Annotated in this window: 13 protein-coding genes, 2 tRNA genes and 2 pseudogenes; 10 read left to right on the forward strand and 7 right to left on the reverse strand. The window is 57.8% G+C overall.

Translation table 11 applies throughout. From position 1 onward, the window contains the following. Positions 1-787 precede the first annotated feature (787 nt). Genes LOY56_RS13870 through LOY56_RS13895 form a run of 6 tightly spaced genes read left to right on the forward strand, consistent with a single transcriptional unit; the run spans position 788 to position 4,460 of the window. Complete coding sequence (locus LOY56_RS13870) at positions 788-1,114, forward strand: hypothetical protein (RefSeq protein WP_258614800.1); 327 nt, start codon at positions 788-790, stop codon at positions 1,112-1,114. After that, positions 1,111-1,515 (forward strand): hypothetical protein, encoded by a 405-nt coding sequence (locus LOY56_RS13875; protein ID WP_258614805.1) that lies wholly within the window; start codon positions 1,111-1,113, stop codon positions 1,513-1,515. The genes LOY56_RS13870 and LOY56_RS13875 overlap by 4 nt, the downstream gene beginning before the upstream one ends. Positions 1,516-1,567: 52 nt before the next feature. Next, positions 1,568-2,665: a site-specific DNA-methyltransferase gene (locus LOY56_RS13880; protein WP_258614807.1), complete on the forward strand. Its 1,098-nt coding sequence runs from the start codon at positions 1,568-1,570 to the stop codon at positions 2,663-2,665. 20 nt (positions 2,666-2,685) lie between these two features. Then, positions 2,686-3,183: a hypothetical protein gene (locus LOY56_RS13885; protein WP_258614809.1), complete on the forward strand. Its 498-nt coding sequence runs from the start codon at positions 2,686-2,688 to the stop codon at positions 3,181-3,183. Positions 3,184-3,219: 36 nt separating this feature from the next. Continuing rightward, the gene (locus LOY56_RS13890; protein ID WP_258614812.1) at positions 3,220-3,426 is read left to right on the forward strand and encodes a DUF4224 domain-containing protein; all 207 of its coding nucleotides are present in this window, start codon (positions 3,220-3,222) and stop codon (positions 3,424-3,426) included. Positions 3,427-3,428: 2 nt separating this feature from the next. After that, complete coding sequence (locus LOY56_RS13895; protein ID WP_258614814.1) at positions 3,429-4,460, forward strand: tyrosine-type recombinase/integrase; 1,032 nt, start codon at positions 3,429-3,431, stop codon at positions 4,458-4,460. Positions 4,461-4,542: 82 nt separating this feature from the next. On the opposite strand, the gene LOY56_RS13900 is transcribed toward LOY56_RS13895, so the two are convergent. After that, positions 4,543-4,629, reverse strand: a tRNA-Leu gene (locus LOY56_RS13900). 195 nt (positions 4,630-4,824) lie between these two features. Then, a tRNA-Cys gene (locus LOY56_RS13905) sits at positions 4,825-4,898 on the reverse strand. A gap of 351 nt (positions 4,899-5,249) precedes the next feature. Between LOY56_RS13905 and LOY56_RS13910 the strand changes: the two are divergent. After that, positions 5,250-5,439, forward strand: a pseudogene (locus LOY56_RS13910) (sugar ABC transporter substrate-binding protein); the annotation flags it as partial. 141 nt (positions 5,440-5,580) lie between these two features. On the opposite strand, the gene LOY56_RS27025 reads toward LOY56_RS13910, so the two are convergent. The 5 genes and pseudogenes from LOY56_RS27025 to nirB form a co-directional block, all read right to left on the reverse strand. Beyond that, positions 5,581-6,444, reverse strand: a complete 864-nt coding sequence (locus LOY56_RS27025; protein ID WP_408980385.1) for a methyl-accepting chemotaxis protein — start codon at positions 6,442-6,444, stop codon at positions 5,581-5,583. Next, a pseudogene (locus tag LOY56_RS27030) lies at positions 6,439-7,194 on the reverse strand (MCP four helix bundle domain-containing protein); the annotation flags it as partial. The pseudogene LOY56_RS27030 and the gene LOY56_RS27025, both read right to left, overlap by 6 nt. A 168-nt stretch (positions 7,195-7,362) precedes the next feature. After that, positions 7,363-7,803, reverse strand: a complete 441-nt coding sequence (locus LOY56_RS13920) for a CBS domain-containing protein (protein ID WP_258614817.1) — start codon at positions 7,801-7,803, stop codon at positions 7,363-7,365. A gap of 31 nt (positions 7,804-7,834) precedes the next feature. Next, positions 7,835-8,221: a nitrite reductase small subunit NirD gene (gene nirD / locus LOY56_RS13925; protein WP_258614818.1), complete on the reverse strand. Its 387-nt coding sequence runs from the start codon at positions 8,219-8,221 to the stop codon at positions 7,835-7,837. Continuing rightward, positions 8,221-10,782 carry a nitrite reductase large subunit NirB gene (nirB, locus tag LOY56_RS13930; RefSeq protein ID WP_258614819.1) on the reverse strand — a complete coding sequence of 854 codons (2,562 nt, stop codon included), beginning with the start codon at positions 10,780-10,782 and terminating at the stop codon, positions 8,221-8,223. Before nirB ends, nirD begins: the two co-directional genes overlap by 1 nt. 858 nt (positions 10,783-11,640) lie before the next feature. On the opposite strand from nirB, the gene LOY56_RS13935 reads away from it, so the two are divergent. The 3 genes from LOY56_RS13935 (at position 11,641) to LOY56_RS13945 (ending at position 13,328) form a co-directional block, all read left to right on the forward strand. Next, complete coding sequence (locus LOY56_RS13935; protein WP_258614820.1) at positions 11,641-12,000, forward strand: DUF6124 family protein; 360 nt, start codon at positions 11,641-11,643, stop codon at positions 11,998-12,000. A gap of 249 nt (positions 12,001-12,249) precedes the next feature. Then, positions 12,250-12,855, forward strand: a complete 606-nt coding sequence (locus tag LOY56_RS13940) for an SCO family protein (protein WP_258614822.1) — start codon at positions 12,250-12,252, stop codon at positions 12,853-12,855. Further along, positions 12,855-13,328 (forward strand): copper chaperone PCu(A)C, encoded by a 474-nt coding sequence (locus LOY56_RS13945; protein ID WP_258614823.1) that lies wholly within the window; start codon positions 12,855-12,857, stop codon positions 13,326-13,328. Before LOY56_RS13940 ends, LOY56_RS13945 begins: the two co-directional genes overlap by 1 nt. Positions 13,329-13,434 lie beyond the last annotated feature (106 nt).

The raw sequence follows: 13,434 nt of genomic DNA on the forward strand, positions 1-13,434 counted from the left end.
GTGGCTCGGCATTCTCACTATGTATCGTGAGTTTAAAAATAGCGTGTCAAACCATACAAAACCTTAAACCTTATTATTACGTCTTAGCGAATAAAACATATTAAATCTCCCAACCAATATATACTGCAACATTATTATCAAGGAAAACGGAATCATCATATAGTACAGCACTTCAAGAAGCCTCACATTCAAAAGCACAAATCTCGGCGACTCACCCTCAGCGTAGTTCCTAAGAATTATGCCATATACTTTATCCACCTCCGGATTTTGGGTTTTATAAGTTCCTACTGGCATTGCAGCGTTTACGCGATCATAAAAGTCTCGCTCATCCGCGTCTGTAAATATCAATAAAGACTCAAAAAGCACAAACAATACCGCATAGAAATAAAACGCGAAAAACACAACCCTTAATAAACGAAGTTTCATACCTCATCTCCAAGCCCAGCACAAGACTAGGCGCCCACAACACAACATTTAACAACACTCTTTAAGGCTTTTATTTTACCGGGAATCTTTCGTATCGAGCGCGAAAACCACCCATAAAAAACATGCCCCCCCCTACAGACCGAGATCAATACACCCAATTCTGTAGAAGTCCTAACAATGCTAGTCAATACCACCATTTTGTCCAATTGCTGCCTCTAGCCGAAAGCTATTTTGGGGCACCGTAATCCCCCTAAAGAGGCAACTGCTTCCTGGATTAGAGATCCGACCAGAAGCAAAACGTCTCACCAGCCCCATTCGTCATCTATTCAAAGTCAGCCGCTATAGCGGCAAAGGAACAGTCATGTCTGAAGAAACTGTTTTGATCCAGCCAGTCCCTGTTGTCCGCGATGCAGACGGCATGTTCTGGCACCCGGACCTTCCGCCCTTTGAAGAAGGCGACGAAGAAAAGAGCAAGCAGTGGATCGCCAGCCAAGGCCTGACCGTGGGGATGGTCAGCCTGGAGTACGCCGATGAGGCGATCGCCAATCGCTACTTCGAAGCCGGCGAGCCTGATTGCAGTTACTGGGAGCCGGCCAAGCCAGAAGGCGAAGGCTGGTTCTGCTTGTCGATCAACGATACCGATGACGGCCCGGTTTGCTGGTGGGCTCGCCGCGAGGTGACGTCATGAGCCGCAGCGGATACAGCGATGACTGTGGCGGATGGGATCTGATCTGCTGGAGAGGTGCCGTCAAGTCCGCGCTCAGAGGGAAGCGAGGTCAAGCCTTCCTGATTGAGCTGCGCGATGCACTGGACGCCATGCCGGGCAAGCGCCTGATCGCCGACTCCCTGCAGGCTGAAGGTGAGTTCTGCACCATCGGCGTAGTTGGGGCGAAGCGCGGCGTGGATATGGCGTCGCTCGATCCGGATGACCGAGAGGCCGTAGGTGAGGCGTTTGGTATCAGCCCCGCCATGGCTTCAGAAATCGTTTTCATGAACGACGAAGGTAGCTGGCAGGCTGAAACACCGGAGCAGCGCTGGCAGCGCATGCGCAAATGGGTCGAATCAAACATAGCGCAGGTGAAGCCATGATCCTCCCCGCCCTCGCCTACATGGCCTGGCTCATCTACACGGGGCCACGGCGATGACAGAACACCGCATTCTGGTTGGTGATTGCATCGACATGATGCGGACCCTGCCAGATCAATCAGTTCAAATGTGTGTAACCAGTCCGCCCTACTTCGGGTTGCGGGATTATGGCGTCGACGGTCAAATCGGCCTCGAGCAAACACCGGCCGAATTCATCGAGCGCCTGGTCGAAGTGTTCCGCGAAGTGCGTCGAGTACTCCGCGACGACGGCACAGCCTGGGTGAACATGGGTGACAGCTACGCAGTGCGCTCAACCGGAAATTTGACGTTCCGCCGCGATAGAGCTGCCATCTCGCCAGATCGCGTACCTCTGACTGAAGGGATCAAGGTCAAGGACATGATGGGAATGCCGTGGCGGCTGGCTTTCGCCCTGCAGGACGATGGCTGGTATCTGCGTCAGGACATCATCTGGCACAAGCCGAACCCGATGCCTGAGAGTGTCCGGGACCGCTGCACCAAGGCGCACGAATACATTTTCTTGCTCAGCAAGTCGCCGAAGTACTACTACGACCAATCAGCAATCCTCGAGCCCTGCTCACCCAACACCCATAACCGACTCTCGCAAGACGTTCTCGCGCAGATCGGCAGCGATCGTGCCAACGGTGGAGCCAAGAGCAACGGCAACATGAAGGCTGTGGCCAGGAAGCCGAACGGCGTCGGCTGGGGGCATGGTACGGATGACAAAGAGCGTTGCCGCGGCAGGATCAAGGACAACGAATCGATGAACTCCGCCCTGGCGGTGATGCCTAGCGAACGAAACAAGCGAACCGTTTGGACGGTACCGACGCACAGTTTCAAGGGCGCCCACTTCGCCACCTTTCCACCTGACCTGATCCGGCCATGCATTTTGGCCGGCGCTCCACGCGGCGGCGTGGTACTGGACCCATTCGGCGGTGCCGGTACCACAGCAGTGGTCGCCATGCAGGAAGGTCGAAAGTCAATCCTGTGCGAGCTCAATCAGGACTATGCCGCAATGGCTGAACGCCGGATTGCTGCGGCCTGGCTCGACGGCGCGGCACAGATGGATGTCTTTCGAGACTCGAACCAAGCACCCTCTCCTAACCCCTACCCCAACTCAACAGCCTGCCGGTGAACGGCGGGCGAGGAATTTCTATGGCCGCAATTCTTGAACGCTTCCACCAGGTCGCGAACGACGCTCTGGTCAAGATCAGCGAGCAACTCTGGCCTGGCGCCAAGATCGCGCTGGTTATCTACACCCACGGCAAGCCAGGGGAAGACATCGTCCTCAAGGATCAAGGCTTGGTTGACGACGAGGTTGTCAGCACACTGCGCCGGCGCGGCCTGAGCATCGATGGCGACAACGCCTACAAGCGCGACTTGCTTGATTCGGCGGTGGGAGCGATGGCTTTCGGCGTGCAAAACCGCAACCCGCCGCCGGCCGGGCACTGGGGCCAGCGCTTTTGGGATATCGGCCGAGAAGAACGTGCGTCGTGCGAAGAGCTGGTCGCGGCATTGAAACTCACCCGCGAGAACCTGCGCGCCTGCCAAGCAACCATCCACCTGTGCGGTGGTTTCGACCCAGCCTATGTGAACGATGCCCAGGCAGCAATGAAGATTGCAGACGCCGCACTCTCCAAGTTCGCCAACTAACCACCTTCTGCCGCCACGCGCGGCATGGAACAGCTCATGAGCATTCAATTTTTATCGCACCAGGAGGTTTGCGAGCTGACCGGCGCGCGGACCAAGGCAGGACAGATCCTCAACCTGAAGAAGAATGGCGTCAGACACACCATCAAGGTGAATGGTTGGCCAAGTGTCACGGCCATGGCCGTGACGGCGGTCGGTATGTTTGAAGCAGAAAAAACCGAATGGAAACCACGCAAGGCTAGCTGAAAATGGGACGACGACCGAGTAAATCCGGCTCAATAGCACGGCTGCGAGAGCGCAAGAAAGCCAGCGGCCGGGTTTTCTACTACTACGAGATGGGCGGCAAGGACCGCAAAGAAATCGCGCTGGGCAGCGACTACGGCCTGGCAATCATGGAATACGCCAAGCTTGAGCGGGACCGCACCGCGACTGCGCTGGTCGCCAAGGTGATCACGTTCCGGTACGTGGCCGAAAAGTACATGGTCGACGTCGTGCCAACGAAAAAACCCGCCACACAGAAGGACAACGTCAGAGAGCTGAAAAACCTGATGTCTTTTTTTGACGACCCGCCGGCACCGCTCGAAACAATCCAACCCCTGCATGTCCGCCAGTATTTGACCTGGCGCAAGGCTGCACCTGTAAGGGCCAACCGCGAGAAGGCGTTGCTCAGTGCAATCTGGAACTTTGCGAGGGACGTTGGCTATACAGCCTTGGCCAACCCGTGTGCCGGGATCAAGGGCAACAAGGAAACCGGCCGGGACGTCTACATCGAGGACGCGCTGTTCCAGCGTGTATACGAGAAAGCAGATGCTGGTCTGCGAGATGCGATGGACCTTGCCTATCTAACCGGTCAGCGCGTGACCGATACCAGATTACTGGACGAACGGGACGTCCGAGACGACCAAATCTGGGTGCTTCAAGGCAAGACTGATGCAAAACGTCGGATTGAGATAAGTGGCGAACTGAAGGTTTTGATTGATCGAATCATGTCCCGAAAAAAAGAACATAAAGTCCGCTCGACACGGCTGATCGTTTCGGAGGATGGCACACCAATGACAGTGGCGATGTTGCGGGGAAGGTTTGATCTGGCCAGGGAGGCGGCGGGAGTCCCGAAGTCCGAGTTTCAAATGCGTGATTTACGCGCTAAAGCCGGTACGGACAAGGCTGAATCGAGTGGCGACATCATGCAGGCCAGAGATCAACTTGGGCATACTACCGTTGTCATGACCGAGCAATACATCCGCAATCGCAAAGGCAAGAAAGTCTCGCCTACCAAGTGAATTGCGACCCAAAGCCAGAATTGCGACCCAGAAACAAACAAGGGTTTGCATCAGCTTTCGCCCGCAAACCCTTGATTTTAGATGGTGCCCGAAGCCGGAATCGAACCGGCACGCCCTTACGAGCGGGGGATTTTAAGTCCCATGCGTCTACCAGTTTCGCCATTCGGGCGGTAGCGCGGTAAAGCAGTCTGAAGCCTGACCAATAACAACCTGGCCGTTCTGACGCTTGTGCAACAGAGGGGGAAATATATACATCCCGCCCCGGTGAAGCAAGTTCGCAAAGATCCTTTTCAAGACTAAATCTTGCAGGACTGCGAAAATAAAAAAGCTCCGTAGATCATTGATCTACGGAGCTCGTTTAAAGTGGAGGCCGAAGTCGGAATCGAACCGGCGTAGGTGGATTTGCAATCCACTGCATAACCATTTTGCTATTCGGCCTCAAACATCTGATGTCAGTAGCACAACATCAAACGTGTAAACTCGTATCTGGAAACAAGATTCTAATCTAGCTTCCAACCCTTTGAAATCTAAGGGGTTTTCGTGTTCCCGAAGCAGGAATGGACGCAATTCTGGACTGGTTCGAAAGGCATGTCAAGAACTGGAGGAAAATAATTCAAGGTCATTCCGTCAATGACCTGCCGTCACCGCACGTTGCAACCGCTGCCGATACTCGCTGGGTGTCTCGTGCATTTCATGACGGAAGTGCCGCCCGTGGCACTGACCGATCTCTTCCAGCAGTCGGGCCGCTTTCTTGCGGGTAACGCCGTGAAATTCAAGGCCCTGCGCCGCACCTTCAAGCAGTACGGTCCACCGGGTGTTTCGAGCAATGGCTTCAACAAGACGGCGGCCCTGTTCAACAGCGCAAAGTGCGCGATCTGGGTCGATGCCAGTGTCGCGGGCTCTTTCATCACCGACAACCCAAAGCAAAGTGGCTGACAACGTCGGCTTCGTCGCGGCACCCACGCAAACCACCGAACGCGAGATGAAACGCGCTGGTTATCTGCGAAGCACCCGACTTGAAGCCCGTAGCGCACAGGCCATGTCTACTGCACGGTAGACATGGCCTTCTTACGTCGCCCTGCATATCAAAATGCTGTCCTCCAGAGGGTCCGCCACTGCCTCAAAGACGAAACCGATCCACCGATTGCGAAAGCTGGCCCGCCAAAGTGGACAGCTCATCAGTGGTCGAGGCGGTCTGGTGGATGACCTTGCTGTTGCCTTCGGACATGCCGGCAATCATTTCCACCTGATGGGCGATTTCGTTGCTGGCCAGGCTCTGTTCACCGATCGTACGGCTGATGTCATTGACCAGCTCAGTGGTGCTGAGGGTGGCCTGGAGGATGTCTCGGATGGCGCGCTCGACGTCGGCGGTCACCGCCATGCCTTTGTCGACCTGCGCAACGCCCGCCTCCATGCTGCTGACCGCCTCACGGGTGCTTTGCTGGATGCGCGCGACCATCGCGGCGATTTCCTGGGTGGAGGCGCTGGTGCGGCCCGCCAGGCTGCGCACCTCATCGGCCACCACGGCAAAACCACGGCCCTGCTCACCGGCGCGAGCAGCCTCGATGGCAGCGTTGAGCGCCAGCAGGTTGGTTTGATCGGCGATGCCCTTGATCACCTGAATGATACTGAAAATCCCCTCGGACTCCTTGTCCAGGGTGCGGATCACCTGGGCCGACTGCTGCGCCGAACGCGCAATACCGTCCATGTCGCTGACCACCTGATGGATCACGCGACCGCCATTCTTGGCCAGTTCCTCGGCCTGATTGGCCATGTTCAATGCTCGCTCGGCATGCCGGGTGATTTCCTCGATGCTCGCGGTCATCTCGCTGGCCGCCGCAGCCATGGTGCTGGCGGCGACGCTTTGTTGCTGGCTGCTGCCCGCGACCTGATGGCAGCCGCTGCTCAATTGCTGGCTCATGCCACTGACGCCATGGGCGTTGCTGCGAACCACCTCGATCATGCCGCGCAAGTCGCGCTGCATGGTCGCCAGGCTCCGAATCAAGGTGCTGGCTTCGTCCTTGCGAGTGGGCGCGACAATAGGTTCGCTCAAGTTGCCATGGGCGATGCTCTCGGCAATACGACTGGCGATCTGCAACGGCCCCATGATGCTCAGGATGACCCAGCGCCCCTGAGCGAGCAGCAGCAACAAACTGGCGATCAGTACGGTGCCGAGCGTGAAATTGGCACTGCTGATGGCTTGCTGAGTGCCGGCGCTGGTCTGCCGGGTGTTGGTTTCGATCAGTTCACTGAGGGCGGCCATCTGGCCTTCCAGCTGGCTGAACGCGGTATTAAACGTGCCCAGTTGCTGTTGTGCAGTATCCGGATTATCCAGCGCCAGCACGACAATGTGTTCGGCAGCACCGATGTATGAATCCAGGCTGGGCTTGATCTTGTCCAGCGTTGCCTTGAGGGTGTCGTTGACCGGCAACTTGAGGTTGTCACCGAGCATTTCCCGAAAATGCCCCGCATGCTCATCGAGGGAGCTGCGCACTTGCGCTTTGCTACTGTCGCTTTTACCCAGCCCGACCAGCATTGCCGACAGCACATCCGCACGTAGCGCATCGTGCATCATGTCGGCTTCGAGGTGGTTGCGCAGCGCGGTCATGCTGACGTCGTTATCACTCACCGCTTCAGCCATCCGGGCATTACCCAGATAGCTGACCAGACTCACGATCAGAGCGGTGAGCAAACTGGTGCCGATCAACAAAAACAAACGCAACTTTATGGACATTTGATGATTCCCCTGACGGCATCTGCATGCTCGGCTGACGTGCTTTGCTCCTGGGTTTATCGACTGTTGCAACCAGTTACTTAGGCCTATATCCAATCAAACCGTTTTTAAGCGACCTGCGGTATGCCTTATCGCGTTTTGATCTTGTGATTCGGCAACGCAAAGTGCTCAGTGCCCGCGAATGTAGTGCTCCAGTTGCCGAATCAAATCGGCCTGCTCGACGATGGCTTCCTTGACCAGATCGCCAATCGACAACAGCCCGATCAGTTCGCCGCTCTCCAGCACGGGCAGATGGCGCAAATGACTGTCGGTCATGACCGCCATGCAGCGCTCGATGCTCTGCTGACTGTCGGCGGTCACCACCGGCGCGCTCATGATTTCGCGCACCGACGTACCGACCGAAGATCGCCCCTGTAGAACCACCTTGCGCGCATAGTCGCGCTCGCTGATGACGCCGACCACCTGCCCGTCTTCGATGACGGGCAACGCACCTACGTTTTTCTCGGCCATCATTTTCAGGGCGTCGAGGACCATCTGGTCCGGTGCGATGCTGTGCACCTGCTGGTTTTGCACAACTTTCAGTTTGAGCAACTGTGCGGCTGTCTTCATCAACGTTCTCCGATACGGTTCAGGGCGGCAGTCAAGCCGCCGCGACTTCCACGATGCCGGCATTCAGGCGCACCGGCCAGACCCGCAAGCGCTGCTCCGGATACTCCAGGCAACTGCCGTCTTCAAGACGGAAATGCTGTTTGTAGATCGGCGACGCCACCACCAGATCGCCCTTGAGACTGCCGATCAATCCACGGCCGATGACGTTCGCGCCGGATTGCGGATCATGGTTGTCGATGGCGTAGAGGGTGCGACCCTCAGCCTGCGGCAGGTAGAACAGCGCCACCTGCGCGCCGTCGAGCCAGACGACGACGCCGGAGTTGCTGACCAGATCCTGTTGGCTGCACACCGCCTGCCAGGCCTGAGCATTGGCCGCGGTTGCAGGGGCTTCGACACGCTGGGTAGTGGACTGGCTCATCAGGCATTCTCCTCGGTGACAGGGATAAGGTTGAGTTCGGCGGCCATGATCGGCCGGCGTTGACCGCGTTCCTGAACAAAATGGATGTCCGGGTCCGGGCGTTGATCGTTGACGAAGGTGCGGAAGCGCTTGAGTTTTTCCGGGTCTTTGAGGGCATTCGCCCATTCGCATTCGTAGCGATTGACCACCCGTTGCATCTGCGATTCGAGTTCCGCGCCGAGGCCCAGGCTGTCGTTGATGACCACGTCCTTGAGGTAATCCAGGCCGCCCTCCAGGCTTTCGCGCCAGACCGAGGTGCGCTGCAATTTGTCGGCGGTGCGGATGTAGAACATCAGGAAGCGGTCGATGTAACGGATCAGGGTTTCATCGTCCAGGTCGGTGGCGAACAGCTCGGCGTGGCGCGGGCGCATGCCGCCGTTACCGGCTACATAGAGGTTCCAGCCGTTTTCGGTGGCGATCACGCCCACGTCCTTGCTCTGCGCTTCGGCGCACTCGCGGGTGCAGCCAGAGACCGCGAATTTGAGCTTGTGCGGCGAGCGCAGGCCTTTGTAGCGGTCCTCGAGGGTCAGGGCCATTTTCACGCTGTCCTGCACGCCATAACGGCACCAGGTGCTGCCGACGCACGACTTCACCGTGCGGGTCGATTTGCCGTAGGCGTGCCCGGTTTCGAAACCGGCCTCAATCAGCTCGGACCAGATGTCCGGCAACTGATGCAGCTGCGCGCCGAACAAGTCGATGCGCTGACCGCCGGTGATTTTGGTGTAGAGGTCGTATTTCTTCGCCACCACGCCGATTGCGATCAGCTTGTCGGCGGTGATCTCGCCCCCGGCGATGCGCGGCACCACCGAATAGGTGCCGTTTTTCTGCATGTTGGCCATGAAGGTGTCGTTGGTGTCCTGCAACGGTACCAGCGAGACGTCCATGATCGGCTGGTTCCAGCACGAGGCGAGAATCGAACCCACCGCCGGTTTGCACACGTCGCAACCGGTGTGGCCGCGGCCGTGCTTGGCCAGCAGTTCTTCGAAGGTGATCACCCCCTCTACCCGCACCAGCGCATAAAGTTCCTGACGGGTGTAGGCGAAGTGTTCGCACAGGCTTTTGTCGACACTGACGCCGCGAGCAATCAATTCATGCTCGAACACTTGCTTGAGCAGCCCTGCGCATCCACCGCAACCGGTGCAAGCCTTGGTCTGCGACTTGAGCAGGCCGAGGTCGGTGCAGCCACCGTCGATGGCCGAGCAGATCGAGCCCTTGGTGACGTTATGGCACGAGCACACGGTCGCTGACTCGGGCAACGCGCCCGGGCCCAGGGTTGGTGCGCCGGAGGACGATGGCAGAATCAGGCTGGCCGGTTCCGACGGCAAGGCAATGCCGTTCTGCATGTATTGCAGCAGGGTGTCGTAATAGCTGTTGTCGCCGACCAGCACCGCGCCGAGCACGCGCTTGCTGTCAGCATCCACCACCAGGCGGCGGTAGCTGGCTGTCGCTTCATCGATGAACTGATAGCTGCGCGCACCCGGCGTCTGGGCGTGAGCATCGCCGATGGAACCGACATCGACGCCGAGCAGTTTGAGCTTGGTCGACATGTCGGCGCCCTGGAACGGCTCGGTGGCTTGATTGCACAGCAGCGACGCGACGCCACGGGCCATCTGGTAACCGGGGGCGACCAGACCGAAGAGGCTGCCATTCCAGGCGGCGCACTCGCCGATGGCATAGATGTTCGGGTCGCTGGTCAGGCATTGATCGTCGATCACCACGCCGCCACGTGGACCGATGTCCAGCGCACATTGGCGGGCCAGCGCGTCTTGCGCGCGGATGCCGGCGGAGAACACGATCAGGTCGGCTTCGAGGAATTCGTCATTGGCAAAATTCATCCGGTAGCGGTACTGCTCGCCAGCACTGATCGACTGCGTGCCACGGGACAGATGAACACCCACGCCGAGTCGCTCGATTTGCGCTTTCAGCGCCAAGCCACCCTGCTCGTCCAGCTGCACCGGCATCAGGCGGGGGGCAAATTCCACCACATGCGCTTCCAGGCCCAGGCTTTTCAGAGCGTTGGCCGCTTCCAGGCCGAGCAGGCCACCGCCGACCACCACACCACGCCGGGCATTGGCTGCCGCGGCACGAATCGCGTCGAGGTCTTCGAGGGTGCGATAGACCAGGCGCGAGTCACCTTCCGCACCTTCAATAGGCGGCACGAAAGGATAAGAGCCGGTGGCCAGAACCAGTTTGTCGTACGAGACGCAACCTTGTGCGGTGATCACCTGACGGCGGTTGCGGTCGATTTCCAGCACCGGCACGCCCAGATGCAAGGTGACGCCCGGCGTCTGGTACAGAGAGGCTTCGCCCAGGGCCAGCGACTCGGCATCGCGCCCGCCGAAATACTCGGACAGATGCACCCGGTCGTAGGCGCGCATCGGCTCTTCGCTGAAGACATGCAGGCGGTAATGGTCGAGGGCGCCGCGCTCGATGAGCTGCTCGACACAATGGTGGCCGACCATGCCATTGCCGATCACGATCAGTGTTTGCAGTTTGTTCAACGCGGCAACATTGGAATTCATAGTAAGCACCCAGCCAAAGCCAATCACGGTTAAAAAAAGCAAAAAAAACGCCTGAAACCTCTCGGTTTCAGGCGTCTTTGCCTGTTCTTCGCGGTGTTCGACCTGGCGCCTTCGCCGGATCCACCGATGTTGCCCACGACCTGCTCGGCCGGTCGATCTTCGTTGATCGAGTGGGCTGCCCATCTGTTTTCGATGGACCTGAGGGGATCAATGCAGCCTTTGTGCCAGCCGGTGGGTCGATACTTCATCCGCGTTGCAAAACTTGCGATTGAACAATCGGGAAACAGGCTGGCGACCCAGAACAGACGTGTTTTGACAGGATTTCAGACGTGGTTGCGCGGATCATTGGCAACAGAGGAGTGGGTACTGACAGAGGGGAAAACTCAGGGAACCGATCGCGGCAGGTGCACGTTTTTATGGCATCGCGCTTTATAAAAGTGCATGTAGCGGTTTTTTCGAGGCTTTCACCGCTTGTAGGACGTGCGCGTCAGATCATTCAACATTGATTAAAGGATCCTGTTTAAGCGTCCTCAAGGTTACTTCCTGCAAGCTACAAGATCTTGCGCCGCTGCCTACGCTTACGCCAGAATCCGCCGGCTTGTGCGCCTTGGGGTTGCTCGGTAACTTGATTCGTGTCACTGCCCATCAGTGATCGGGTTTAGCAGCCTGGGGTTACAAGCAAGGTGCACAAGCTCTTGTCAGTCAGGCATTACCATGCCTGCACTTGATGGTGGTTGTGCGCAGGGCGCCTTCGGGCGCGCCGGCTTTGCTAGCTTCCCCGGTCTGCTAACCTGCGTACAGCTGCCTCCCTCTCGTTTAGCAGCAGAAGGGTTGGCACCCAATCAGAGAAGCCAGCTTATGTTCAAGGTTACGCCAAACCCACCGGACACCGATCCGATATCCCCCTACGAACCCGGTTCAAAAAAACTCAACGAGGCCGCCGAACGCGCCCTCGATTATCACCTCAACTCGATTGCCGACATCAAAGCCACCGCGCGTAAACCCAGCAAGCTATTTGCCGTGGACCCGGAAGCGACTAGCGAAACCCTGGCGATTTTTCTGGTCGAGACGCTGGCCTCGGTCGATGTGATGGTCCATCAGTTGGTCGATCATCTGGAGGGTGAGTCGCGTCACGCCCTGCTGGGTATTTCGAACAGCATCATGGTCGCGGAGATCACGGCGAACCGGGTGCTGGATCACATTAATACGCCTGAGTAATGGTGAGTGAGTCACTGACGCAGGGTTGTGCAGCGGTTCCTTTTTTGGGGCCGCTGCGCGGCCCAGCGAGAGCAAGCTCCCTCGCCACAGGTTTCTCGGTGCTTGCTCTGGCCGCGACCTTTTGGCGCATGCCGACTGGCCATCGATTGGGCGCCACAGGGCAACAGTTTGTTAACATCCGTGCGCTTTTTTTCGTCTGATTGATCAGCCACTGTAGATTCCCGGTCGCTACACAGGATGCTTTTTTCCATGAGTACGTTGTATACCCGTCGCACGGTCCTGCAAGGCATGAGCCTGTTGAGCCTTGGCCTGCTCGCCGGCTGCGATGACAGCAGCAAGCTGTCGTTCAAGTACGGCAAGGATCTGAGCGACAAGATCATGGGGCGTACCTTCAAGCTCAAGGACACGCAGGGCGAAACCCGGATGCTGGGCAGCTACCGTGGCCTGATGCCGATGATCTTCTTCGGCTTCACCCAGTGCCCGGCGGTCTGCCCGACGACGCTGGCCCGTGCGGCACAGGCGAAAAAACTGATGGGCCGCGATGGCGAGCGCCTGCAAGTGATCTTCATCACCCTGGACCCCGAACGCGATACGCCGCCAATGCTCGACGCCTACGTCAAAGCCTTCGATCCAAGTTTCGAGGCGCTGTACGGCACGCTGGAAGAAACCGCCGCCACCGCCAAGGAGTTCGGCGTGTTTTATGAAAAGGTCCCGAGCGGTTCGACCTATACGCTCTCCCATACCGCGACCAGCTTCATTTTCGACTCCCGAGGCAATTTGCGCCTGGGGCTGTCCGCATCCCTTAACGCTCAAGAGTGTGCAGAAGACCTGCTCACCGTCATGGAGGTCTGCTGATGACTTCGTTCTGCACAAAACGTATCAAACAACTGACCCTGGGCCTTTCCCTGATCGGCATGGCCTGGCAGGTGTCCGCTCAAACCCAAGTGAATGATGCCTGGGTCCGCGCAACGGTGGCCGGCCAGCATTCGACCGGTGCCTTCATGACCCTGCAGGCCAACAGCGACAGCAAACTGCTCAGCGTGCAGTCGCCGGTAGCGAACACCGTGCAAGTTCACCAATCCAGCATGAAAGACGACGTGATGAGCATGAGCCAGGTCGAATCCGTCGCGCTGCCAGCCGGTAAACCGGTGAGTTTTGATCCTCATGGCTACCACATCATGCTGATGGACCTGACGGCCCAGGTTAAGGAAGGCGATAAAGTGCCCCTGACCCTGACCGTGGAAAACGCCAAAGGTGAAAAAGAGACGATCAAGGTTGACGCCGAGGCGCGGGCGCTCGGCATGCAGGACCACAGCAAGATGCATTGAGAGCGTTGCTGAGGAATTGTCAGCAACACTTCGTAAATAACGAACTGTCGGTGAAGAATAATCGATTTTTCTTCACTGCAATCTCCCCGCTAGCATGACTCTGTCG

The sequence above is a fragment of the Pseudomonas sp. B21-048 genome (assembly GCF_024748615.1).
Taxonomy (GTDB): Bacteria; Pseudomonadota; Gammaproteobacteria; order Pseudomonadales; family Pseudomonadaceae; genus Aquipseudomonas.